This window comes from Mesorhizobium waimense, assembly GCF_003601975.1.
GTDB lineage: Bacteria > Pseudomonadota > Alphaproteobacteria > Rhizobiales > Rhizobiaceae > Mesorhizobium > Mesorhizobium waimense.
The window spans coordinates 333,727-356,924 of sequence record NZ_QZWZ01000002.1; the positions used below are offsets into that span (position 1 = coordinate 333,727).

21 protein-coding genes and 1 tRNA gene are annotated in these 23,198 nt (G+C 63.3%); 20 read left to right on the top strand and 2 right to left on the bottom strand.

Annotated features, from left to right (window positions below; translation table 11 throughout):
- Window positions 1-9 precede the first annotated feature (9 nt).
- The 13 genes from nuoF (at window position 10) to D3227_RS04215 (ending at window position 14,572) form a co-directional block, all read left to right on the top strand.
- Entirely contained in the window at window positions 10-1,314 is a 1,305-nt protein-coding gene (gene nuoF / locus D3227_RS04155; RefSeq protein ID WP_120012757.1) for an NADH-quinone oxidoreductase subunit NuoF, read from the top strand.
- Between the two features lie 75 nt (window positions 1,315-1,389).
- Window positions 1,390-2,103, top strand: a complete 714-nt coding sequence (locus D3227_RS04160; protein WP_120012759.1) for an NADH-quinone oxidoreductase subunit E — start codon at window positions 1,390-1,392, stop codon at window positions 2,101-2,103.
- A 3-nt stretch (window positions 2,104-2,106) separates the two neighbouring features.
- A complete protein-coding gene (locus tag D3227_RS04165; protein ID WP_120012761.1) occupies window positions 2,107-2,418 on the top strand; it encodes a pentapeptide repeat-containing protein in 312 nt (103 codons plus the stop codon).
- Window positions 2,418-4,499, top strand: a complete 2,082-nt coding sequence (gene nuoG / locus D3227_RS04170) for an NADH-quinone oxidoreductase subunit NuoG (RefSeq protein WP_120012763.1) — start codon at window positions 2,418-2,420, stop codon at window positions 4,497-4,499. The genes D3227_RS04165 and nuoG overlap by 1 nt, the downstream gene beginning before the upstream one ends.
- A 2-nt stretch (window positions 4,500-4,501) precedes the next feature.
- Window positions 4,502-5,545 (top strand): NADH-quinone oxidoreductase subunit NuoH, encoded by a 1,044-nt coding sequence (nuoH, locus tag D3227_RS04175; RefSeq protein WP_120012765.1) that lies wholly within the window; start codon window positions 4,502-4,504, stop codon window positions 5,543-5,545.
- Window positions 5,545-6,036 (top strand): NADH-quinone oxidoreductase subunit NuoI, encoded by a 492-nt coding sequence (gene nuoI / locus D3227_RS04180; protein WP_120012767.1) that lies wholly within the window; start codon window positions 5,545-5,547, stop codon window positions 6,034-6,036. Before nuoH ends, nuoI begins: the two co-directional genes overlap by 1 nt.
- A gap of 128 nt (window positions 6,037-6,164) precedes the next feature.
- Window positions 6,165-6,785 carry an NADH-quinone oxidoreductase subunit J gene (locus D3227_RS04185; protein ID WP_120012769.1) on the top strand — a complete coding sequence of 207 codons (621 nt, stop codon included), beginning with the start codon at window positions 6,165-6,167 and terminating at the stop codon, window positions 6,783-6,785.
- Window position 6,786: 1 nt separating this feature from the next.
- The gene (gene nuoK / locus D3227_RS04190) at window positions 6,787-7,095 is read left to right on the top strand and encodes an NADH-quinone oxidoreductase subunit NuoK (RefSeq protein ID WP_023798863.1); all 309 of its coding nucleotides are present in this window, start codon (window positions 6,787-6,789) and stop codon (window positions 7,093-7,095) included.
- Window positions 7,096-7,106: 11 nt separating this feature from the next.
- The gene (nuoL, locus tag D3227_RS04195; protein WP_120013051.1) at window positions 7,107-9,080 is read left to right on the top strand and encodes an NADH-quinone oxidoreductase subunit L; all 1,974 of its coding nucleotides are present in this window, start codon (window positions 7,107-7,109) and stop codon (window positions 9,078-9,080) included.
- Window positions 9,080-10,585, top strand: a complete 1,506-nt coding sequence (locus D3227_RS04200) for an NADH-quinone oxidoreductase subunit M (RefSeq protein WP_120012771.1) — start codon at window positions 9,080-9,082, stop codon at window positions 10,583-10,585. Before nuoL ends, D3227_RS04200 begins: the two co-directional genes overlap by 1 nt.
- An 18-nt stretch (window positions 10,586-10,603) precedes the next feature.
- Window positions 10,604-12,040, top strand: a complete 1,437-nt coding sequence (gene nuoN, locus D3227_RS04205) for an NADH-quinone oxidoreductase subunit NuoN (RefSeq protein ID WP_120012773.1) — start codon at window positions 10,604-10,606, stop codon at window positions 12,038-12,040.
- Window positions 12,041-12,044: 4 nt separating this feature from the next.
- Window positions 12,045-12,866, top strand: coding sequence for a biotin--[acetyl-CoA-carboxylase] ligase (locus D3227_RS04210; RefSeq protein ID WP_120012775.1), 822 nt, complete (start codon window positions 12,045-12,047; stop codon window positions 12,864-12,866).
- 35 nt (window positions 12,867-12,901) lie between these two features.
- Window positions 12,902-14,572, top strand: coding sequence for a ribonuclease J (locus D3227_RS04215; protein WP_120013052.1), 1,671 nt, complete (start codon window positions 12,902-12,904; stop codon window positions 14,570-14,572).
- 19 nt (window positions 14,573-14,591) lie between these two features.
- On the opposite strand, the gene D3227_RS04220 is transcribed toward D3227_RS04215, so the two are convergent.
- Window positions 14,592-15,455, bottom strand: a complete 864-nt coding sequence (locus tag D3227_RS04220) for an MBL fold metallo-hydrolase (RefSeq protein ID WP_120012777.1) — start codon at window positions 15,453-15,455, stop codon at window positions 14,592-14,594.
- A gap of 172 nt (window positions 15,456-15,627) precedes the next feature.
- Here D3227_RS04220 and mce point away from each other — a divergent pair, with 172 nt between their 5' ends.
- The 6 genes from mce to D3227_RS04250 all read left to right on the top strand — a co-directional run bounded on the left by mce (window position 15,628) and on the right by D3227_RS04250 (window position 21,956).
- Window positions 15,628-16,032 carry a methylmalonyl-CoA epimerase gene (mce, locus tag D3227_RS04225; protein ID WP_120012779.1) on the top strand — a complete coding sequence of 135 codons (405 nt, stop codon included), beginning with the start codon at window positions 15,628-15,630 and terminating at the stop codon, window positions 16,030-16,032.
- On the top strand, window positions 16,029-16,313 hold the full coding sequence (locus D3227_RS04230; protein ID WP_120012781.1) for a DUF1467 family protein: 285 nt from the start codon (window positions 16,029-16,031) through the stop codon (window positions 16,311-16,313). Before mce ends, D3227_RS04230 begins: the two co-directional genes overlap by 4 nt.
- Window positions 16,314-16,968: 655 nt before the next feature.
- Window positions 16,969-18,297: a proline--tRNA ligase gene (proS, locus tag D3227_RS04235; RefSeq protein WP_120012783.1), complete on the top strand. Its 1,329-nt coding sequence runs from the start codon at window positions 16,969-16,971 to the stop codon at window positions 18,295-18,297.
- Window positions 18,294-19,580 carry a lipoprotein-releasing ABC transporter permease subunit gene (locus D3227_RS04240; RefSeq protein ID WP_120012785.1) on the top strand — a complete coding sequence of 429 codons (1,287 nt, stop codon included), beginning with the start codon at window positions 18,294-18,296 and terminating at the stop codon, window positions 19,578-19,580. Before proS ends, D3227_RS04240 begins: the two co-directional genes overlap by 4 nt.
- Complete coding sequence (locus tag D3227_RS04245; RefSeq protein ID WP_120012787.1) at window positions 19,577-20,260, top strand: ABC transporter ATP-binding protein; 684 nt, start codon at window positions 19,577-19,579, stop codon at window positions 20,258-20,260. Before D3227_RS04240 ends, D3227_RS04245 begins: the two co-directional genes overlap by 4 nt.
- Window positions 20,261-20,732: 472 nt before the next feature.
- Window positions 20,733-21,956 carry a site-2 protease family protein gene (locus D3227_RS04250; RefSeq protein WP_245451634.1) on the top strand — a complete coding sequence of 408 codons (1,224 nt, stop codon included), beginning with the start codon at window positions 20,733-20,735 and terminating at the stop codon, window positions 21,954-21,956.
- 13 nt (window positions 21,957-21,969) lie between these two features.
- Here the strand turns inward: D3227_RS04250 and lipB are convergent, their stop codons facing one another.
- Complete coding sequence (lipB, locus tag D3227_RS04255) at window positions 21,970-22,713, bottom strand: lipoyl(octanoyl) transferase LipB (protein WP_120012789.1); 744 nt, start codon at window positions 22,711-22,713, stop codon at window positions 21,970-21,972.
- 270 nt (window positions 22,714-22,983) lie between these two features.
- Here lipB and D3227_RS04260 point away from each other — a divergent pair.
- A tRNA-Leu gene (locus D3227_RS04260) sits at window positions 22,984-23,068 on the top strand.
- The last annotated feature ends 130 nt before the right edge of the window (window positions 23,069-23,198 follow it).

A 23,198-nucleotide genomic window follows, 5' to 3' on the forward strand; every position in this document is an offset into this window, starting at 1 on the left:
GGACGAACAATGCTTCAGGACAAAGACCGCATCTTCAACAACATCTACGGCCGCTTCGACAAGTCGCTGGCCGGGGCGATTTCGCGCGGCGCCTGGGACAACACGCCCGGCATCATCGCCAAGGGGCGCGAGTGGATCGTCAACGAGATGAAGGCGTCGGGCCTGCGAGGCCGCGGCGGCGCCGGCTTCCCGACCGGGCTGAAATGGTCGTTCATGCCCAAGCAGAGCGACGGCCGGCCGAGCTACCTTGTCGTCAATGCCGATGAATCCGAGCCCGGCACCTGCAAGGACCGCGACATCCTGCGCCACGACCCGCACACGCTGGTCGAGGGCTGCCTGATCGCAGGCTTCGCCATGGGTGCAATTGCCGCCTACATCTATGTGCGCGGCGAGTTCATCCGGGAGCGCGAGGCGCTGCAGCGCGCCATCGACGAGGCCTATGAGGCCAAGCTGATCGGCAAGAACAACATTTCCGGCTATGATTTCGACATCTACATGCATCACGGCGCCGGCGCCTATATATGCGGCGAGGAGACGGCGCTGCTCGAAAGCCTTGAAGGCAAGAAGGGCCAGCCCCGGCTGAAGCCGCCATTCCCGGCCAATGTCGGCCTTTATGGCTGCCCGACGACTGTCAACAATGTCGAGTCCATCGCGGTGGCACCGACCATTTTGCGCCGGGGCGCGGCCTGGTTCTCGTCCTTCGGGCGGCCGAACAATGTCGGAACCAAGCTGTTCTGCATCTCCGGCCACGTCAACAATCCGTGCACCGTCGAAGAGGCGATGTCGATCCCGTTCCGTGAGCTGATCGAGACGCATTGCGGCGGCATCCGCGGCGGCTGGGACAATCTCCTGGCGGTCATTCCGGGCGGCGCTTCGGTGCCGCTGGTGCCGGCCGAGCAGATCATCGACACGCCGATGGATTTCGACGCGCTGCGCGACCTGAAGTCGGGCCTCGGCACAGCGGCTGTCATCGTCATGGACAAATCGACCGATATCGTGAAGGCGATCGCCAGGCTCTCGTATTTCTACAAGCATGAGAGCTGCGGCCAGTGCACGCCGTGCCGCGAAGGCACCGGCTGGATGTGGCGGGTGATGGAACGGCTGGTGCGCGGTGAGGCGCAGAAGCGCGAGATCGACATGCTGCTCGACGTCACCAAGCAGGTTGAAGGCCACACGATCTGCGCGCTGGGCGACGCGGCAGCATGGCCGATCCAGGGCCTGATGCGGCATTTCCGCGGCGAGGTGGAGCGGCGCATCGACGAGTTTTCGCGCAACGCGCACCGGGCGGAGCCGGTGATGGTGGCTGCGGAATAGAAATCGAAATACGGGCGAAGGCCCGAGACGAGGATACCGGGCGGGGCATACGAAGAAACGACCAGGAGACGACCGATGGCGCCGTATTCGATACCCTACCCAATGATGCCCGACATGGACCAGTTCGAGAAGATGAACCAGGACTTGACCAGGATGATGCCGAAGGAGATGGCAAGCGCCGTCAATCTGTTCGCTCATCCTGTCGCGAGTGCTGCGGCGATGTCGGCGCTCAGCGTCGGCCTTGCCAACCACGCTTTTGGCGTCTGGCTCGGCGCGCTCACCGGCGCGGCCGAGGCTTCGCAGCGGCTGTTCCAGCCGATCGTCGATGATTTCGAGGCAAGGAGCGAAGTGTTTTCGGACGCCGCAGAAAGCTCTTCCAAGGCGCGCAAGGCGACCAAGACGCTGATAGCCGAGGCGCAGATCTTCGCCAGGGATGTGACCGACATTGCCGCCAACACCGTTGAGAAGGCACAGGACACCGCCGGCGCCGACACGGTGGCAGGCAATGCGGCAACCGGGCTGATGCCCGAGGATTTCAGGCAGCCCAAGCCTTTGGAGCGGCCGGCCAAGCCGTCCGATCTCAAAGCGATATCGGGCATCGGGCCGAAGCTGGAGAAGGTGCTGAACGGCCTGGGCATCTGGACCCATGCACAGATCGCGGCCTGGACGCCGGAAGAGATCGCCTGGGTCGAGGACTATCTGTCGTTGGCCGGCCGCATCGGTCGTGACGACTGGACCCGCCAGGCGGCTGCGCTTGTGCTCGCCGCCAGGGCCAAGAGGCAGGGGTAGGGCATGGAGGTCCACGACAAGCGTGACGTTCTCGACGTTCGCAATGCCATCGTCGCCAATTCGAGCTTCGATGACGTGAACATGTCGAACACTCAGTTCCACAACGTCAACCTGTCGGCGGCCAGGATCCAGCGCACCAACCTGACCAATTCCAAGGTGGAAGACGCAAATCTCTCGAATACGTTTTTCACCAATGTGAACATGAGCAACGTGAAGATAGAAAACGCAGAAGTCGCCGGCATGATGATCAACGGCATCAGCCTTGGCGACCTCATCCAGGCATATGAGACGGCGAAGACCGCCGGGGGCAATTGATGGCAAAGCTCAAGGTCGACGGCAAAGAGATCACTGTACCCGACCATTACACGCTGCTGCAGGCGGCCGAGGACGCGGGCGCGGAAGTGCCGCGCTTCTGCTTTCATGAGCGGCTGTCGATCGCCGGCAATTGCCGCATGTGCCTGATCGAGGTGAAGGGCGGTCCGCCCAAGCCGCAAGCGTCCTGCGCCATGGGCGTACGCGACCTGCGCCCCGGCCCCAACGGCGAGGCGCCGGAAATCTTCACCAACACGCCGATGGTCAAGAAGGCCCGCGAAGGCGTGATGGAGTTCCTGCTGATCAACCATCCGCTCGACTGCCCGATCTGCGACCAGGGCGGCGAGTGCGACCTGCAGGACCAGGCGATGGCCTTCGGCGTCGATTCCTCGCGCTATCACGAGAACAAGCGCGCCGTCGAAGACAAGTATATCGGGCCGCTGGTCAAGACAGTGATGAACCGCTGCATCCACTGCACGCGCTGCGTCCGCTTCACCACCGAGGTCGCCGGCATTTCCGAGCTCGGCCTGATCGGCCGTGGCGAGGATGCCGAGATCACCACCTATCTCGAAAGCGCCATGACCTCGGAGCTGCAGGGCAATGTCATCGACCTGTGTCCGGTCGGCGCGCTGACCTCGAAGCCGTTCGCCTTCCAGGCGCGGCCGTGGGAGCTGACCAAGACCGAATCCATCGACGTGATGGACGCCGTCGGTTCGGCGATCCGCGTCGATAGCCGCGGCCGCGAAGTGATGCGCATCCTGCCGCGCGTCAACGAGGCGGTGAACGAGGAATGGATATCGGACAAGACCCGCTTCATCTGGGACGGCCTGCGCACGCAGCGCCTCGACCGCCCCTATGTGCGCAAGAACGGCAAGCTGGCGCCGGCAAGCTGGGCGGAAGCCTTCGCCGCGATCAAGGAACAGGTCTCTACGACGGCGCCAGAAAAGATCGGCGCCATTGCCGGCGATCTTGCGGCGGTCGAGGAGATCTACGCACTGAAGCTTTTGATGGCCGCGCTCGGCTCGAAGAATACCGATTGCCGCCAGGATGGTGCAGCCCTCGATCCGTCACTTGGCCGTGCCAGCTACATCTTCAACCCGACCATCGAAGGCATCGAGCAGGCCGACGCGGTGCTGATCATCGGCGCCAATCCGCGCTTCGAGGCCTCGGTGCTCAACGCCCGCATCCGCAAGCGCTGGCGCATCGGCAATCTGCCGGTAGGCGTCATCGGCGAGGTCGGCGACACGCGCTATGAGTATGAGCAGCTGGGCGCTGGTCCGGATTCCCTGAAGGACCTGGCCGACGGCAACAGCAAGTTCTTCGAGGTGCTGAAGAAGGCGACGCATCCGCTGATCATTGTCGGCCAGGGCGCTCTGGCGCGCGCCGATGGTGCGGCCGTTCTCGGACAGGCGGCGAAGCTGGCCGCCGCCGTCAATGCCGCCCGGGCCGACTGGAACGGCTTTGCCGTGCTTCACAATGCGGCGGGCCGTGTCGGCGGCCTCGATCTCGGCTTCGTGCCGAGCGAGGGCGGCAAGAACGTCGCCGGCATGCTTGGCGGGACGGATCTCCTGTTCCTGCTCGGCGCCGACGAGATCGACATGGGCAAGACCGGCGGCGCCTTCGTCGTCTATATCGGCACCCATGGCGATCACGGCGCGCACCGCGCCAATGTCATCTTGCCGGCTGCCGCCTATACCGAAAAGTCGGGCACCTACGTCAACACCGAAGGCCGGGTCCAGCAGACCAACCGCGCCGGCTTCGCACCGGGCGATGCGCGCGAGGACTGGGCGATCCTGCGGGCGCTGTCCGATGTTCTGGGCAAGAAGCTGCCCTTCGATTCCTTGCCGCAGCTGCGCGCCAAGCTCTATAGCGAATATCCGCATCTTGCCCGCATCGACCAGGTTGCGGCGGGCAGCGCCGACGACATCGCCAAGGTGGCGAAGCTCGGCGGGCGGCTGAACAAGGGCACCTTCACCTCGCCGGTGAAGGATTTCTACCTGACCAACCCGATCGCGCGGGCCTCTGCCGTGATGGCGGAATGCTCGGCGCTGGCCAAGAGCGGCTTCAAGCAGGCGGCGGAATAAGCATGGACACTTTCTTCTCCATCTACGTGCTGCCGGCGCTGATCATCCTTTTGAAATCGGTCGTGCTGATCGTCGTGCTGCTGATCGCGGTCGCCTATCTGCTTTATGCCGACCGCAAGATCTGGGCGGCGGTGCAGTTGCGCCGCGGCCCGAACGTCGTCGGACCATGGGGCACGCTGCAGGCCTTCGCCGACCTGCTGAAATTCGTCTTCAAGGAACCAGTGATCCCGTCCGGCGCAAACAAGGGCGTGTTCCTTTTGGCGCCGCTGGTATCGGCGGTGTTGGCGATCTCGGCCTGGGCCGTCATTCCGGTCAATGAGGGCTGGGCGATCGCCAACGTCAATGTCGGTATCCTCTATGTCTTCGCCATCTCCTCGCTCGAGGTCTATGGCGTGATCATGGGCGGCTGGGCCTCCAATTCGAAATATCCGTTCCTCGGCGCGCTGCGCTCGGCGGCGCAGATGGTGTCCTACGAAGTCTCGATCGGCTTCGTCATCGTCACCGTGCTGCTCTGCGTCGGCTCGCTCAATTTGTCGGACATCGTGCTGTCGCAACACGATGGGCTGGGCACGCGGCTTGGCCTGCCCAACACCTTCCTCGACTGGCACTGGCTGTCGCTGTTCCCGATGTTCGTGGTCTTCTTCATCTCGGCGCTGGCCGAGACGAACCGCCCGCCTTTCGACCTCGTCGAGGCCGAATCGGAACTGGTCGCCGGCCACATGGTCGAATATTCCTCGACGCCGTTCCTGCTGTTCTTCCTCGGTGAATATGTCGCCGTCGTTCTGATGTGCGCTTTGGCCACCATCCTGTTCCTCGGCGGCTGGCTGCCGCCCTTCGACTTCGCGCCGTTCACCTGGGTGCCGGGGCTGATCTGGTTCGTGCTCAAGGTCTGCCTGATGTTCTTCATGTTCTCGATGGTGAAGGCATTCGTGCCGCGCTACCGCTACGACCAGTTGATGCGGCTGGGCTGGAAGGTGTTCCTGCCGATCTCGCTGTTTATGGTGGTCGCCACCGCCGCCTTCCTCAAGATCACGGGGTTTGCGTGATGTCCGCTCTTTCCCAGGCCGCAAAATCGCTGCTGCTGCAGGAGTTCGTCAGCGCCTTCTTCCTGTCGATGCGCCAGTTCCTCGCGCCGAAGGAGACGATCAACTATCCGCACGAGAAGGGGCCGATCAGCCCGCGCTTCCGCGGCGAGCACGCGCTGCGCCGCTATCCGAACGGCGAGGAACGCTGCATCGCCTGCAAGCTGTGCGAGGCGATCTGCCCGGCGCAGGCCATCACCATCGAGGCCGGGCCGCGCCGCAATGACGGCACGCGGCGCACCGTGCGCTACGACATCGACATGGTGAAGTGCATTTATTGCGGCTTCTGCCAGGAAGCCTGCCCGGTCGACGCCATCGTCGAGGGGCCGAATTTCGAGTTCGCGACGGAGACGCGCGAGGAGCTCTATTACGACAAGGACAGGCTGCTGGCGAATGGCGACCGCTGGGAGCGCGAACTGGCGCGCAACATCGCGCTGGACTCACCCTATCGCTGACATTTGACGCATGGACGGGGCGAGGGGCCTCGTCTAAGGAACACGCGGCTTCGGCACCGGAGGCGGAACGAAGCCAGAGAGAACGAACAGGACGAACGTCCTGTTCGGACAGGAACCCGGGGGAACCCATGCTGAGTGGACTTGAGGCGGCCTTTTTCTACCTCTTCGCCTTTGTCGCCGTGGCATCGGCGTTCATGGTCATTTCGTCGCGCAACCCTGTGCATTCGGTGCTGTTCTTGATCCTGACCTTCTTCAACGCCGCCGGCCTGTTCATGCTGACCGGGGCCGAGTTCCTGGCGATGATCCTGCTCGTCGTCTATGTCGGCGCGGTCATGGTGCTGTTCCTGTTCGTCGTCATGATGCTCGACGTCGACTTTGCCGAGATGAAGGAAGGCGCGCTGCAATATGCGCCGATCGGCGCGCTGGTCGGGCTGATCCTGGCGGCGGAGCTGATCGTCGTGCTCGGCGGCTACACCTTCGCGCCGCACCTGGCGGCGACAGTTTCAAAACCCATTCCGGACCTTGCCACACGCTCGAACACGGCGGCGCTCGGCGACATCCTCTATACGGACTACCTCTACTACTTCCAGATTGCCGGCCTCGTGCTCCTGGTCGCCATGATCGGCGCCATCGTGCTCACGCTGCGCCACAAGCCGGGCGTGAAGCGGCAGTCGATCGCGGCCCAGGTCGGCCGCACGCCGGCCACCGGCATGGAAATCCGCAAGGTCAAATCGGGCGAGGGCATCTGATATGGTCGTCGGCATCGCACATTACCTCACCGTATCGGCGATCCTGTTCACGCTCGGCGTGTTCGGCATCTTCCTCAACCGCCGCAACATCATCGTCATCCTGATGTCGATCGAACTGATACTGCTGGCGGTCAACATCAATTTCGTCGCCTTCTCGGCGGCGCTCGGCGATCTCGTCGGCCAAGTGTTCGCGCTGTTCGTGCTGACGGTCGCGGCGGCCGAAGCGGCCATCGGTCTCGCCATTCTTGTCGTCTTCTTCCGCAACCGCGGCTCGATCGCGGTCGAAGACGTGAACATGATGAAGGGTTGACGGAAACCACCATGTACCAGGCCATCGTCTTCCTTCCGCTGCTCGGCTTCCTGATCGTCGGCCTGTTCGGCAATTCGCTCGGCGCCAAGGCCTCCGAATACCTCACCTCCGGTTTCCTGGTGATTTCGGCGGTGCTGTCGTGGGTTGCCTTCTTCTCGGTCGGTTTCGGCGGGGGCGAGGTGTTCACCGTGCCGGTGCTGCGCTGGATCCAGTCGGGCGGGCTCGACGCGGCATGGGCGCTGCGGATCGACACGCTGACGGTGGTGATGCTGGTCGTCGTCAACACGGTGTCGGCGCTGGTCCATATCTATTCGATCGGCTACATGCACCACGATCCGAACCGGCCGCGCTTCTTCGCCTATCTGTCGCTGTTCACCTTCGCCATGCTGATGCTGGTGACGGCGGACAATCTGGTGCAGATGTTCTTCGGCTGGGAAGGCGTCGGCCTGGCGTCCTACCTGCTGATCGGCTTCTGGTACAAAAAGCCCTCGGCCAACGCCGCGGCGATCAAGGCCTTCGTCGTCAATCGCGTTGGCGATTTCGGCTTCGCGCTCGGCATCTTCGGCGTCTTCGTGCTGTTCGGCTCGGTCAATCTCGGCACCATCTTCGCCAATGCGGCGACCTTCCTTCCGGCCGAGGGCGCCGAGCACGGTGCGGCCGTGCTTACCTTCCTTGGCTATGCGCTCGACAAGCATTCGGCGATGACTGTCGTCTGCGTGCTCTTGTTCATGGGCGCCATGGGCAAGTCGGCGCAGGTGCCGCTGCACACCTGGCTGCCGGACGCCATGGAAGGCCCGACACCGGTCTCCGCGCTGATCCATGCCGCGACGATGGTGACCGCCGGCGTGTTCATGCTGGCCAGGCTGTCGCCGCTGTTCGAGCTGTCGCATACGGCGCTGACGGTCGTGACATTCGTCGGCGCCTTCACCGCCTTCTTCGCTGCCACCGTCGGCCTCGTCCAGAACGACATCAAGCGCGTCATCGCCTATTCGACCTGTTCGCAGCTCGGCTACATGTTCGTGGCGCTCGGCGTCGGCGCCTATGGCGCGGCGATCTTCCATCTGTTCACGCACGCCTTCTTCAAGGCGCTGCTGTTCCTTGGCTCGGGCTCGGTGATCCATGCCGTTTCCGACGAGCAGGACATGCGCAAGATGGGCGGCCTGAGGACGCTCATTCCGAAGACCTACTGGATGATGGTGATCGGCACGCTGGCGCTGACCGGTGTCGGCATTCCGGTGACGGTCATCGGCACCGCCGGCTTCTTCTCCAAGGACGCGATCATCGAAAGCGCCTTTGCCAGCCACAATATGTTTGCCGGCACCGCCTTCGTGCTGCTGGTCGTCGCCGCCTGCTTTACCTCTTTCTATTCCTGGCGGCTGATCTTCATGACCTTCCATGGCGAGCCGCGCGCCAGCCATGAAGTCATGCACCATGTCCATGAATCGCCGCCGGTGATGCTGGTGCCGCTGTTCATCCTGGCGGCGGGCGCGCTGTTTGCCGGCATCATCTTCCATGGCGCCTTCATCGGCGAGGGCTATGCCGAGTTCTGGAAGGCGTCGCTGTTCACGCTGCCTGACAATCACATACTGCACGATATCCACGAACTGCCGCTGTGGGTCGAACTGGCGCCGTTCTTCGCCATGGTCATCGGCTTTGGCGTTGCCTGGAAGTTCTATATCCGCTCGCCGGAATTGCCCCGGAGCGTCGCCGCCAACCATCGCCTGCTCTACGCGTTCCTGCTCAACAAGTGGTATTTCGACGAGCTCTACGACGTCCTGTTCGTGCGGCCGGCAAAGGCGCTCGGCAGGTTCCTGTGGAAGACCGGCGACGGCACGATCATCGACGGGCTCGGGCCTGACGGTGTTTCGGCGCGCGTCGTCGACGTCACCAACCGCGTCGTCAAGCTGCAGACCGGCTACCTCTATCACTATGCCTTCGCCATGCTGATCGGCGTTGCCGCACTCGTCACCTGGATGATGCTCTGATGACCGCCTGGCCAATCCTCTCGCTGGTCACCTTCCTGCCGCTGGTGGGTGTGCTGCTCATCCTGTTCATCAACGACGACAGCGAAAATGCGCGCCGCAACATCCGCGCCATCGCGTTGTGGACGACAAGCATCACCTTCATCGTCTCGCTGTTCATCTGGACGGGCTTCGACAATTCGCAGGCCGGCTTCCAGTTCGTCGAGAAGTTCGCCTGGCTGGATTCCGGCATCTCCTACCATCTGGGTGTCGACGGCATCTCGATGCTGTTCGTCATCCTGACAACGTTCCTGATGCCGCTCTGCATCCTGGCGTCGTGGGAATCGATCCAGAAGCGGGTCAAGGCCTACATGATCGCCTTCCTGCTGCTCGAAACGCTGATGATCGGCGTGTTCTGCGCGCTCGACATCGTGCTGTTCTACGTCTTCTTCGAGGCCGGCCTGATCCCGATGTTCATCATCATCGGCGTGTGGGGCGGCAAGCGGCGTGTCTATGCCTCGTTCAAGTTCTTCCTCTATACGCTGGCCGGCTCGGTGCTGATGCTGCTCGCCATCATGGCGATGTTCTTCCAGTCCGGCACCACCGACATCCCGACGCTGCTGACGCATAATTTCCCGGCCAGCATGCAGACCTGGCTATGGCTCGCTTTCTTCGCCTCCTTCGCGGTGAAGATGCCGATGTGGCCGGTGCACACCTGGCTGCCCGACGCTCACGTCGAGGCGCCGACGGCCGGCTCGGTGATCCTGGCCGCTATCCTCCTGAAGATGGGCGGGTACGGCTTCCTGCGCTTCTCGCTGCCGATGTTCCCGCTGGCGTCCGAAATGTTCGCGCCGCTGGTGTTCACGCTGTCGGTCGTCGCCATCATCTACACCTCGCTGGTGGCGCTGATGCAGGAGGACATGAAGAAGCTCATCGCCTATTCGTCGGTCGCCCATATGGGCTTCGTCACCATGGGCATCTTCGCCATGAACCAGGAAGGCGTGCAGGGCGCGATCTTCCAGATGCTCAGCCACGGCCTCGTCTCCGGCGCCCTGTTCCTGTGCGTCGGCGTCATCTACGACCGCATGCACACGCGCGACATCGACGCCTATGGCGGGCTGGTCAACAACATGCCGAAATACGCCACGGTGTTCATGATCTTCACCATGGCCAATGTCGGTCTGCCCGGCACCAGCGGTTTCGTCGGCGAATTCCTGACCATGCTCGGCGTGTTCCGGGTCAACACCTGGGTGGCATTCTTCGCCGCCACCGGCGTCGTCCTGTCGGCGGCCTACGCGCTCTGGCTCTATCGCCGGGTGATCTTCGGCGCGCTGACCAAGGAAAGCCTGAAGGGCCTGCTGGATCTTTCGACGCGCGAGAAGGCGATCATCTACCCGCTGGTCGTGCTGGTCATCTTCTTCGGCGTCTATCCCGCACCCATCTTCGACGCGACGGCCGAATCGGTCAAGGCGCTCGTCACCAATGTCACTGCATCCATCGGCTCCGCGCAGACCGCGGCGGCGAACTGACCAGGGGTTTTGCGAACCATGACGCCGGACCTTCTCTCCAGCCTTTCGCTTTCGACGCCGGAGCTGATCCTCGCCATCGGCGCTTTGGCGCTGTTGATGGTGGGCGCCTATTCGCGCTCCGACAGCACCATGACGGTGACCGGCCTTGCCGTCGCCGTGCTGGTGGTGGCCGGCCTCTGGATGGCTTTCTCCAGCGTGCAGGGCACCGCCTATGGCAGCGCCTTCGTCCAGGATCCGTTCGCGCGCTTCATGAAGATGCTGTCGCTGATCGGTTCGGCGGTGACGCTGGTCATGTCGATGCGCTTCGCCAAGGCGGAGCATTTCGACAAGTTCGAATATCCGGTGCTGATCCTGCTCTGCACGCTCGGCATGATGCTGATGATCTCGGCCAATGGCATGATCGGGCTCTATCTCGGCCTCGAACTGCAATCGCTGGCGATCTATGTGCTGGCGGCGATCAATCGCGACAATCTGCGCTCGACCGAGGCCGGCCTAAAGTATTTTGTCCTCGGCGCGCTGTCGTCGGGCATGCTGCTTTACGGCATCTCGCTGGTCTATGGCTACACCGGCAACACCGGCTTCCAGGAGATCGCCACGGCGCTCGGCAGCGGCGAGCGCCAGCTTGGCCTGGTCTTCGGCCTGGTTTTCGTGTTGGCCGGCCTTGCCTTCAAGATCTCGGCGGTGCCGTTCCACATGTGGACGCCCGACGTCTATGAAGGCGCGCCGACCCCGGTGACGGCCTTCCTTGCGGCGGCGCCGAAGATGGCGGCGATGGCGCTGATCGTGCGCGTCACCATGGGCGCCTTCAAGCCGATTGCGTCGGACTGGCAGCAGATCATCGTCTTCATCTCGATCGCGTCGATGACGCTCGGCGCCTTCGCGGCCATCGGCCAGACCAACATCAAGCGGCTGATGGCTTACTCCTCGATCGGCCATATGGGCTATGCGCTGGTCGGCCTTGCCGCCAACAGCCAGGCCGGCGTGCGCGGCGTCGCCATCTACATGCTGATCTATCTGGTGATGACGCTCGGGACCTTCGCTTTCATCCTGGCCATGCGGCGCAAGGAGGGCAACGTCGAACAGATCGGCGACCTCGCCGGGCTGTCGTCGACCAACCCCGTCATGGCGACGATCCTCACCATCCTGATGTTCTCGCTGGCCGGCATCCCGCCGCTCGCCGGCTTCTGGGGGAAGTGGTACGTCTTCCTCGCCGCCATCAACGCCAATCTCTATGCGCTGGCGATCATCGGCGTGCTGGCCTCGGTGGTGGGCGCCTACTATTACCTGCGCATCATCAAGATCATGTGGTTCGACGAGCCGGTCGGCGGCTTCGTGCCGATGGCCAGCGAACTGCGCCTCGTGCTCGGCGTCTCCGGCGCCTTCGTGCTGTTCTATGTGCTGATCGGCGGGCCGATCGGCACCTATGCCGAAGCCGCCGCCAAGACATTCTTCTGACGGCATGGCGTTTCGGCTGGCTCCAACCGCAGCGTCGGAAGGGTTCCGGCTCGAGGCTCATGACACGGTCGGCTCGACCAATGCGCTGGCGCTCGCCCATGCGCGTGCAGGCGATCCGGGAAAGCTCTGGGTCGTCTCCAGGAAACAGGAAAGCGGGCGCGGCCGGCGTGGCCGTGTCTGGGCGACGCCCGAAGGCAATCTGGCGGCGACGTTGCTCGTCGTCACCAGTGGTGAACTTCGGCTCGCCGCGACGCTCGGCTTCGTCGCCGGACTGGCGCTGGCCGACGCGCTGGACGCCGTCGTGCCGCAAGGCAAGATCGCGATCGGTCTCGATGGCGCAAGCCAGGGGAAGAACCGCTTCGAGTTGAAATGGCCGAACGACGTGCTCGCTTCCGGCGCCAAGCTTGCCGGCATCCTACTGGAATCTGCGATCCTTGAGGGCGGCCGCTTCGCGGTGGCGGTCGGCATCGGCGTCAATGTGGTGGCATATCCCGAGGATTTGCCTTATCCCGCGACATCGCTCAGAGCATTGGGGGCGACATGCGATGCCGAGACATTGTTCCTGGCGCTGTCGGACGCCTGGAGCGAGAATGCCCGGCTGTGGAGCGATGGCCGCGGATTGTCGGCGATCAGGCAGCGCTGGCTGGCGCGCGCGGCGGGCTTGGGCAGCCAGGTTGCTGTCAGAATTGACGGTAATGTGGTGCGCGGGACGTTCGAGACCATTGACGAGGACTGCCGTTTCGTGATCCGCGACGATGAGGGGACTGTTGTGACGATCGCCGCCGGCGACGTGCACTTCGGTGCCGTTGCGTCGGCAGCGGTTTGACCGGCTTGGGTTTGACCGGCCAGGAAGGGAATATCATGGCGAAAGCGGAAAACGCCGAACTCGTCTTCGTGCCGCTTGGCGGCGTCGGCGAGATCGGTATGAACTTCGCCCTGTACGGCTATGGGCCGGCCAATGCGCGCGAGTGGATCGTCGTCGATGTCGGCGTCACCTTCCCCGATGCCGCGCATCCTGGCGTCGACCTGATACTGCCCGATACGCGCTTCATCGAGGAGAACCTCGACAGCCTGCGCGGCATCGTCATCACCCACGCGCATGAAGACCATTACGGCGCGCTGCTCGACCTGTGGCCGAAGCTGAAGGCTCCGGTGTGGATGACGCCGTTCAGCGCTGGGCTGCTGGAAGCCAAGCGGCAGGGCGAGCAGGGCGCGCCGAAGATACCGCTGACGATCTACCGGGCGGGCGAGACATTCACCGTCGGTCCGTTCGAGATCGAGGCCATTCCAGTAGCACACTCGATCCCCGAACCGATGTCGCTGGCAATCACCTCGCCGGTCGGCACCGTCATCCACACCGGCGACTGGAAGATCGATCCGGAACCAACCATCGGCCCGAAGACCGACGAGACACGCTTTCGCGCCTATGGCGACAAGGGCGTGCTGGCGCTGATCTGCGATTCCACCAATGCGCTGCGGGAAGGCGAGTCGCCGTCGGAAGTGGCCGTGGGCGAGGGGCTCAAGGGCGTCATCCAGAGCGCCAAGGGCCGCGTCGCGGTCACCACCTTCTCCTCCAATGTCGGCCGTATCGTCTCCATCGCCAAGGCGGCGCGCGATGCCGGCCGCCAGTGTCTGGTGCTCGGCCGTTCGCTGAAGCGCGTCATCGATGTGGCAGGGGAACTCGGCTACATGGACGGGCTGCCGGAGTTCATCGCCGAGGAGGATTACGGCTTCATCCCGCGCGAGAACCTGGTCATCATCTGCACCGGCAGCCAGGGCGAGCCGCTGGCGGCACTCGCCAAGCTGTCGCGCGACGAGATGAAATCGGTGTCGCTGACGGCAGGCGACACGGTGGTGTTTTCCTCGCGCACCATTCCCGGCAACGAGAAGGCTATCCTCGAGATCAAGAATCGCCTCATCGACCTCGGCATGAAGATCATCGAGGACGGCGATGCGCTGGTGCATGTCTCGGGGCATCCGCGCCGCAGCGAATTGCGCAAGATGTATGAATGGGTGCGGCCGCAGATCGGCGTTCCCGTGCATGGCGAGGCGGCGCATCTGGTGGCGCAAGGATCGCTGATGTCGATGTCCGGCATCGGCCAGGTGGCGCAGGTGCGCGACGGCGACATGCTGAGGCTCTATCCCGGTGTTGCCACGATCATCGACCAGGTGCCGTTCGGCCGCATCTACAAGGACGGCCGCCTGATCGGCACAGACCAGGCGATGGGCATCCGCGACCGGCGCAAACTGTCCTTTGCCGGCCATGTCGCGGTCAATGTCGTGCTCGACGACAAATATGAGCTGGCTGGCGATCCCGACCTGGTCGCCATCGGCGTCGCCGAGGCCGACGCCAGCGGCGAAACGCTGGAGGACCTGATGCTCGATGCGGCAGTTGGCGCGGTGGACTCCATCCCCCGCCAGCGCCGAAAGGATCTTGACCTCGTGCAGGAGGCGGTGCGTCGTGCCGTGCGCGGTGCCGCCAACGAAGCCTGGGGGAAGAAGCCGTTGGTGACGGTGTTCGTCACGAGATAGAGCGTGACGAAACCAATCGCTACACGTTCAGCTGATAGCTGACCGGAAGCCAGCGAAAAGAACCGTTCGCCGATTCGATGTGACCCAGGCCTGGAAACGGCATGTGATGGCCCGCGATCAGCAGGCGCTGCTCCGCGGCCATGTTCAGCAGTCGCTTGCGGGTCTCGACGGCCTGGTCCTTGTCATCGTCGAGATCAGCCTGCCACTCCGGATGTTGGATCGACACGACGTAGTGCAGGAAGGCGTCTGACCAAACGAGCAATCTCTGCCCGTCGCTTTCGACGAGAAATGCCAGCAGCCCGGGGGAATGACCGGCAGCGTCGATGGCTGTAATGCCCGGCAGAACCTCGTCTCCGGGCGCTATGAATGTTGCCTGGTCGGCAAGGTTGGCACAGACCCTCCTGAACAGATCACGCTTGCTTAATCTGGCCTCGCGGACCGCATTGCCCTCGGTCCAGAAGGCGAATTCGGCCGCGCCGAAGACATAGCGTGCCCGCCTGAAAACGGGTTCGCCATTCTTCACAAGCCCTCCGATGTGATCCGGGTGCCCGTGCGTGATAACCACCACATCGATGTCGTCCGGTCCCAGTCCCAGGTCCTGCAAACATTCCAGGAGTGAACTGCCCTCGTCTCCGCATCCCGTGTCAAACAGAACTTTTTCAGAACCGGTGTCGATCAGCGTCGGGATGAAGCAGTGCTCGTAGCGATCGCGGTCGATAAAGCTCGAGACTGCGAGTTCCTGTACTGCGGTCGGCGATTGTCCAGGTGCAAAAGCCGACGCAAGGTTGTCGCGAACATCGACGGCATCGAGCAAAGCAGCGATTTTGAATGACCCAAGGCCGAAGGTGAAGACGTGTGCGCGAGTAGTGTGGGCGTCGAACATTGCCGTTTGTACCTTTGCAATTGTCGATTGGAATAGGCTGGGGTGCGATTTTGTATCTTCTTGCTCGTTCGAGAGGCTCGAAGACTGATCATCGAAGTGCGACCGTGTGCGCCTCGCGAAAGGCGCCGATTTGACGTATGACGCCAGCCATTGAACCTCAGGAGGCTCGGACATGCTCGGACGCCTGAACCATGTCGCGCTTGCCGTGCCGGATCTGGCCGCGGCGACGGCCGCTTATCGCGATACGCTCGGTGCGCGCGTGAGTGCGCCGCAGGCGCTGCCGGAGCATGGCGTGACGGTGGTGTTCGTCGATGTCGGCAACACCAAGATCGAACTTCTGGAGCCGCTGGGCGCGGGCTCGCCGATCGCGGCATTCCTGGCGAAAAACCCGTCGGGCGGCATGCATCATGTGTGCTATGAGGTGGACGACATCCTGGCCGCCCGCGACAGTTTGCAGGCCAGCGGCGCGCGCGTGCTTGGCGACGGCAACCCAAAAACCGGTGCGCATGGCAAACCGGTGCTGTTCCTGCATCCCAAGGACTTTTTCGGCACGCTGGTCGAATTGGAGCAAGCATGAGCTGGGTTTCTTTCACCGCCTTGTTCTTCGCCACCTGGTGGGTGGTGCTGTTCGCCGTGCTGCCGTTCAGCGTGAAGACGCAGGACGACGACAATGATGTGACGCTGGGGACGGTTTCAAGCGCGCCGCGCGGGCCGCATATGCTGCGCGCCGTGATCAGAACGACGATCGCCACCGCGGTGCTGATGGGTATTTTCTACGGCCTGACGAGAGGGTTGGGGCTCAGCCTCGACGAAGTTCCGCACATCATCCCGGAAGCTGCGCAGCCGCCGTCACAATAGCCCTTGCACGACAGGTTTCGTGACAGGCGGTTGGGCATCGACCTCGGGGCCACCGGCAACCGGCCCCGGATTGTGAGCCGGCGCACTGATGCTACGTCATGCGATTTGAGAGCTGTTTGCGCTAAGCAGATGTTTGCACAAAAAAAATGCAAGGCACAAGGCCTTGCAATTTAAACGCGTCCGATCTGTTTCCGGTGTCCGGCGGCAGCGAGTAACCGCGCCTAGATCGCATCCTCCCAAGACTTTGACCGCGTAGGAGAGCAGATTTTTCTCTGCCCTCTCGGTTATTGGGGCACACTAGCCTAAGCCGGATGAAAATGTCACGAAGAATTTTGCCCGGAAACAGGCAATCTCGTGCTGCACTGCACAATAGAATGGCAGGCTTTGCTTGTAAATCGATCAACGCAGCCGGCGCAGCATTGCCGCAACCTGAGGCGCCGCCCATCCTTCGGCCGCGCCAAGGTCGCTGCAGCGCTTTGTATCTCCGCACCGCACCTTCCGAACCGCAACGCCAGCGCGGCAAAAATCGATTCCCGATTGCGGGCCGATGCGGCAGGTCGGGTTTCCATTCTGTCATGAAATAGCTATGAAGCCGGGGCAAGCAGCCTGCGTTGCGCCGATTCCGGCGCGGCCTTCCTCTCTCACGGACCAGTCCATGCGTTTGTCGCGCTATTTCCTGCCCATTCTCAAAGAAAATCCGCGCGAGGCCGAGATCGTCTCGCACCGGCTGATGCTGCGCGCCGGCATGATCCGCCAGCAGGGGCAAGGCAGCTTTTCCTGGCTGCCGCTCGGCAAGCGGGTGCTCGACAAGGTTTGCCGGATCATCCGCGAGGAGCAGGATCGCGCAGGCGCGCTCGAAATCCTGATGCCGACCATTCAGTCGGCCGAGCTTTGGCGCGAAAGCGGCCGCTACGACGACTACGGCAAGGAGATGCTGCGCATCAAGGACCGGCAGGAGCGCGACATGCTCTACGGCCCGACCAATGAGGAGATGGTCACCGAGATCTTCCGCGCCTATGTGAAGTCCTACAAGGATCTACCGCTCAACCTCTACCACATCCAGTGGAAGTTCCGCGACGAGGTGCGGCCGCGCTTCGGCGTCATGCGTTCGCGCGAATTCCTGATGAAGGATGCCTATTCCTTCGACCTGAACTATGAGGGCGCCAAGGCGGCCTATAACCGCATGTTCGTGTCCTATCTCAGGACGTTCACGCGCATGGGCCTGCAGGCAATTCCGATGCGCGCCGACACCGGCCCGATCGGCGGCGATCTCAGCCATGAATTCATCATCCTGGCCGATACCGGTGAAAGCCAGGTCTATTGCCATCGCGACTATCTTTCGCTGGATGTTCCGGGCGCGAACACCAACTTTTCCGACGACGCCGAGATCGCCGACATCGTCAAGACGTGGACGACACCCTACGCCGCCACCGACGAGATGCATGACGAGGCGGCCTGGGCGATGGTCGGCGACGGCGACAGGCTCTCGGCCCGCGGCATCGAGGTCGGCCATATTTTCCACTTCGGCGACAAATATTCCAAGCCCATGGGCGCCAAGGTGACCGGGCCCGACGGCAAGGATCATTTCGCCTCCGGTGGCTCCTACGGTATCGGGCCGTCGCGGCTGGTCGCGGCGATCATCGAAGCCAGCCATGACGACAACGGCATCATCTGGCCGGAAGCGGTGGCGCCGTTCGACATTGGCCTGATCAACATGAAGGTTGGCGACGCCGACTGCGACCGCGTCAGCGGCGAGCTCTACTCAGCACTGACCGCTGCCGGCAAGGACGTGCTCTACGACGATACCGACCAGCGGCCGGGCGGCAAGTTCGCCACCGCCGACCTGATCGGCCTGCCGTGGCAGGTGATCGTCGGGCCGCGCGGCGTGGCCGCCGGCGAGGTCGAGATCAAGAACCGCAGGACCGGCGAGCGCGAGACGCTGCCAATCGCCGAGGCGAGAAAGCGCCTGGGTATTGCCGCATGAGCGAAACCGCAGCAGCGAAGTCTCCGGCCGCCGGCGCCTTTTCGGTGTTCGAACGCATGGTGGCGTGGCGCTATCTGCGCTCGCGGCGCAAGGAGACGGTGATCTCGGTCATCGCCTCGATCTCCTTCCTCGGCATCATGCTGGGCGTCGCGACGCTGATCGTCGTCATGGCGGTGATGAACGGGTTCAGAGCCGAACTGTTGACGCGCATTCTCGGCGTCAACGGCCATCTGATCGTGCAGCCTCTGGATTCGCCACTTGAGGACTATGCGCAGGTGGCCGGCCGCATCAACGGCGTGCCCGGCATCAAATACGCCATTCCGCTGATCGACGGGCAGGTTCTGGCGCAAGGCAACGTCGGCGGCGGCACCGGGGCGCTGGTACGCGGCATACGTGGTGAGGATCTGGGCAAGATCTCGATCGTGGCAAGCAACATCAAGCAGGGCACGCTTGACGGCTTCGATGGCGGCGAGGGCGTCGCCATCGGCAAACGCATGGCCGAAAATCTCGGCCTTGTGCTCGGCGACACCATCACGCTGATTTCCCCGGACGGCGACGTGACGCCGCTCGGCACGACACCGCGCATGAAGGGCTACAAGATCGCCGCGATCTTCGAAGTCGGCATGTCGGAATATGACAGCTCCATCGTCTACATGCCGTTTTCCGAAGCGCAGCTCTATTTCAACTTGGACGGACGGGCGCAGACGATCGAGATCTATGTCGACAATCCCGACGATGTCGATGCCCTGAAGCCGCTGGTCGAGCAAGCGGCGCAACGGCCGATCGACATCGTCGATTGGCGCCAGCGCAACGAGACGTTCTTCTCGGCGCTGCAGGTCGAGCGCAACGTCATGTTCATGATCTTGACGCTGATCGTGCTGGTGGCGGCGCTCAACATCATTTCGGGCCTGATCATGCTGGTGAAGGACAAGGGCCACGACATCGCCATCCTGCGCACCATGGGGGCTTCGCGCGGCGCCATATTGCGCATCTTCCTGATGACGGGGGCGGCCATCGGTGTCACCGGCACCATTGCCGGCGTGCTGCTCGGTGTCGTCATCTGCACTAACATCGAATCGATCCGCCAATTCTTCTCCTGGATGACCGGCAGGATCCTGTTCAACCCCGAACTCTATTTCCTCAGCCAGCTGCCGGCGAAGATGGATCTGCGCGAGACGACCTATGTCGTCATCATGGCGCTCGTGCTCTCCTTCCTGGCAACGGTGTTTCCGGCATGGCGGGCAGCACGGCTCGATCCGGTCGAAGCCTTGAGGTACGAATGAAGGCTGAGACCCTTATCGAGCTGAAGAGCGTCGAGCGGCACTATGTCCAGGGACCGCGCAAGCTCACCATCCTCAATGGCGCGGATTTCTCCCTGAAGCGCGGCGAGATGGTGGCGCTGGTGGCGCCTTCGGGCACCGGCAAGTCGACATTGCTGCACACGGCCGGGCTGCTGGAGCGGCCTGACGCCGGCGACGTGCTGCTTGCCGGGCGTGCCTGCGGCCGGCTATCCGACGAGGAGCGCACGGCGATCCGCCGCAACGATGTCGGCTTCGTCTATCAGTTCCATCATTTGCTGCCGGAGTTCTCCGCCCTGGAGAACATCATGATGCCGCAGCTGATCAAAGGGCTGTCGCGCAAGGAAGCCGCCGAGCGGGCGGCGCAGCTGCTCGACTACATGCAGATCGGCAAGCGCGCGCATCACCGCCCGTCGGAACTCTCCGGCGGCGAACAGCAGCGCGTCGCCATCGCGCGCGCCGTCGCCAATGCGCCGCTGGTGCTTCTGGCCGACGAGCCGACCGGCAATCTCGATCCGGTTACGGCTTCCTATGTGTTCGAGGCGCTGGAAGCGCTGGTCCGGCAATCGGGCCTGGCGGCGCTGATCGCCACCCACAACCACCAGCTGGCATCGCGCATGGACCGCCGGGTGACGTTGGCCGAGGGTAAGGTCGTCCCCCTCTAAGGGTGCGTTGAGATTCAGGTCAGGCCGGTCTGCGAAAGGCGGGCTCCTGCGCTTCCGGTACTCAAGTACCCAAAAGTACGCTCCGTTCCGGTTCTCGGATGCCACCGTTCTCGACTCGGCCTGACCTGAATCTCAACGCACCCTGCCGGTGTATTGAACCGTCAACCTTTCCTTAACCCTGCCGATCTGATCGCTGGGCCGGTCCGGATTCCGCTCGTTGACATTCGAACAAAATTAGAACAAAATACGAACATACTAACAACTGGAGAGAGTTATGACCGATCTTGTTCAGGATGTTGTGTCGCTCGTGTGCATGAGCACGTTTCTGATTTCCATGGCGATCTGGATCGGAGCCATGTGAGGAGGCGGCATGCCGCGCTCCCCCTTTCGGCGGCCAGGGAGCCGTCGCGACGTTAAGCCTTTCTTGCCGCCCCCGACGCTAGGGTCCCTCGAAGACAGGGAGTAGCGTCACGTGTCGCCCATCGTCATGGCCATCCTGGTGGCCAGCAATCTCGGACTGATCTTTCTGCTGATGACCGTGCCGCTCGGGCTGCGCACGGTCAGGCTCGGCCGGCTGGTGGCGGCGGACCGCCGCCGCCTCTGGCAGGCGCTGTGGCCGCTTGGCCACGATGCCGGCTGGTCTGGCGAGATCCTCTACGCCGAGGCGCTCGACGGGCAGGGCACGGCCCGGATCAAGCTGTCCTGGGAAGGGCGCGACGGGCAACCGATCGAGCGCAAGGTCATGCTCGAGGACGTCGCGGAAGGAAGTCGCTTTTCCATGCGGGTCCTCGATGACGCGTCGCTCGATGCGTCGTTCTGGACCGATTATCGCGAAACCACGGAACTCGTTTCCGAAGGGAGCGGGACGCGGATCGTGCTTAGCCAGACCGATCGCTATCGCGGTGTCGCTTTCCTGGTCTTCCGCTATTTCGCCATGCGGCGTGAACTCGGCAAGCTGCAGAAATGGGCCAGGACCGGCCAGTATCGCAAAGGCGGCTGGTTCGAGCATCCGCTCAGCCAGGTCGGCTTTGCCGTGCTTTCGGCATTCATCCTGTGGCCGTTCTTCGGTCTCAACCTCGGCGGCCTGGCGCTGGCCTCGATCCTGACCTCCGTGGTGGCCCTGCATGAGCTCGGCCATATGGCGGCATTCCGGCTGATGGGGCATCGCAAGGCGCGGATGATCTTCATCCCGCTGCTCGGTGGCATCGCCATTGGCGGCAGGCCTTATGACAGCCGCTTCGAAGTCGCCTTCGTGGCGCTGATGGGCGCCGGGTTTTCGGCCTTCCTGGTGCCGGTGCTGATCGCCGCCAGCGGGTTTGCCAGGGGCGAGGGGCATTATCTCGCCGCAGCGCTGCTGGCCACGCTTGCCGGCTGCTCGGCACTCTTCAACATCGCCAATCTGGTGCCGGTGTGGAAATTCGACGGCGGTCAGGTGCTGCGCCAGATCTGCCCTGGCCCGCTGGCGCTGGCGCTGGCATTGGCGGGCCGGCTTCTCATCTGGTTTCCTGCTGGCGGCCGGCGCCGTCTTTTCCGCGCTCAGCCTCTTGACCATGGGCAGTGCGGTGAAGCCGCGCCACGAGCTGAAGCCGATCCGCACCGTCGACCGTTTTGCCATGGCCGCGGCACTGCTGGCGGTGTTCGTTATCCATGGCTACGGGCTTCTGTGGGCCTCGGCGCGGCTGACCTGAGCCGCTGACCCGGGGAAGACTTCAGCCGGCCTTGCGGGCGGCCTCGATGAGCGAAGACGTGGCAGGGCCGAACACCTCTTCGAAGGCGGACTTCAGCGCCAGGTCGAGGTCAGCCATTCCCAGCGGAAGGCCAAGGTCGACCAGGCTGGTGACGCCGTGATCCGAAACACCGCAGGGAACGATGCCGCTGAAATGGCCGAGGTCCGGCTCGACATTGATGGCGATGCCGTGAAAGCTCACCCAGCGCCGCAGCCTGATGCCGATGGCGGCGATCTTGTCTTCGGCCGGTGACCCGTCGGCAAGCGGCGGGCGATCCGGCCGCACCACCCAGACGCCGACACGGTCCTCGCGCCGTTCGCCGCGGATGTTGAAGGTGGCGAGCGTGCCGATGATCCACTCTTCGAGAGCGGCGACGAAGGCGCGGACATCCTCGCGCCGGCGCTTCAGGTCGAGCATCACATAGGCGACCCGCTGGCCCGGGCCATGATAGGTGTATTCGCCGCCGCGTCCGGCGGCAAAGACCGGGAAGCGGCCGGGCTCGATCAGGTCCTCGATGCGGGCGCTCGTGCCGGCCGTGTAGAGCGGCGGATGCTCGACCAGCCAGACCATCTCGCCGGCGGCACCACTACGGATCGCCTCGGCGCGCGCCTCCATGAAAGCGAGCGCGTCGGGATAGGCGCTAAGGCCAGATTCGACGCGCCATTCGACCGGCGCGGAACCGGGCAAAGGCAGGAACGACGTGGCGATCTGGCTGCGTTCTGTCATGGTCTATCTCGTCTGAAGCGCGCCTGGTTGAAGCCGCACTCCAGGATGTTTGTCCGTGCCCTGCCGTGCCCCAAAACCGCTCAGCGCTTAGGGGCGATATGCATCAGCCCCTCATATGGCGGCAATCGGCCCAAACGTCCAGTTCCCTGCATTTTCCGGGGCTGTCGAGCATTGCGCCGATCCGCGGCGATTATTCCGCGCCGCGCACTTGTTTCGCCGGAAACGATTTGCTACAGGCCCCGAGCCGGTTCGTTCCGGCTCCTACCACGTGCGGTCGTGGCGGAATTGGTAGACGCGCAGCGTTGAGGTCGCTGTGGGGCAACCCGTGGAAGTTCGAGTCTTCTCGACCGCACCAAAATTCTCCGATTTGACCTCGGCTTGCCTCGGCGATAATCCGCGCCAGCGCGCAATGGCGTAGCAAACTGTCGTTCGAAGCGCCGGTGCCGCAAAATGCGTGACTGACGGTGTCGCGCTTGCCTATATTG

Coding starts and splice junctions, on each gene's coding strand:
- nuoF (WP_120012757.1), top strand. CDS start 10: ATGCTTCAGGACAAAGACCGCATCTTCAACAACATCTACGGCCGCTTC.
- D3227_RS04160 (WP_120012759.1), top strand. CDS start 1,390: ATGGCGCCGTATTCGATACCCTACCCAATGATGCCCGACATGGACCAG.
- D3227_RS04165 (WP_120012761.1), top strand. CDS start 2,107: ATGGAGGTCCACGACAAGCGTGACGTTCTCGACGTTCGCAATGCCATC.
- nuoG (WP_120012763.1), top strand. CDS start 2,418: ATGGCAAAGCTCAAGGTCGACGGCAAAGAGATCACTGTACCCGACCAT.
- nuoH (WP_120012765.1), top strand. CDS start 4,502: ATGGACACTTTCTTCTCCATCTACGTGCTGCCGGCGCTGATCATCCTT.
- nuoI (WP_120012767.1), top strand. CDS start 5,545: ATGTCCGCTCTTTCCCAGGCCGCAAAATCGCTGCTGCTGCAGGAGTTC.
- D3227_RS04185 (WP_120012769.1), top strand. CDS start 6,165: ATGCTGAGTGGACTTGAGGCGGCCTTTTTCTACCTCTTCGCCTTTGTC.
- nuoK (WP_023798863.1), top strand. CDS start 6,787: ATGGTCGTCGGCATCGCACATTACCTCACCGTATCGGCGATCCTGTTC.
- nuoL (WP_120013051.1), top strand. CDS start 7,107: ATGTACCAGGCCATCGTCTTCCTTCCGCTGCTCGGCTTCCTGATCGTC.
- D3227_RS04200 (WP_120012771.1), top strand. CDS start 9,080: ATGACCGCCTGGCCAATCCTCTCGCTGGTCACCTTCCTGCCGCTGGTG.
- nuoN (WP_120012773.1), top strand. CDS start 10,604: ATGACGCCGGACCTTCTCTCCAGCCTTTCGCTTTCGACGCCGGAGCTG.
- D3227_RS04210 (WP_120012775.1), top strand. CDS start 12,045: ATGGCGTTTCGGCTGGCTCCAACCGCAGCGTCGGAAGGGTTCCGGCTC.
- D3227_RS04215 (WP_120013052.1), top strand. CDS start 12,902: ATGGCGAAAGCGGAAAACGCCGAACTCGTCTTCGTGCCGCTTGGCGGC.
- D3227_RS04220 (WP_120012777.1), bottom strand. CDS start 15,455: ATGTTCGACGCCCACACTACTCGCGCACACGTCTTCACCTTCGGCCTT.
- mce (WP_120012779.1), top strand. CDS start 15,628: ATGCTCGGACGCCTGAACCATGTCGCGCTTGCCGTGCCGGATCTGGCC.
- D3227_RS04230 (WP_120012781.1), top strand. CDS start 16,029: ATGAGCTGGGTTTCTTTCACCGCCTTGTTCTTCGCCACCTGGTGGGTG.
- proS (WP_120012783.1), top strand. CDS start 16,969: ATGCGTTTGTCGCGCTATTTCCTGCCCATTCTCAAAGAAAATCCGCGC.
- D3227_RS04240 (WP_120012785.1), top strand. CDS start 18,294: ATGAGCGAAACCGCAGCAGCGAAGTCTCCGGCCGCCGGCGCCTTTTCG.
- D3227_RS04245 (WP_120012787.1), top strand. CDS start 19,577: ATGAAGGCTGAGACCCTTATCGAGCTGAAGAGCGTCGAGCGGCACTAT.
- lipB (WP_120012789.1), bottom strand. CDS start 22,713: ATGACAGAACGCAGCCAGATCGCCACGTCGTTCCTGCCTTTGCCCGGT.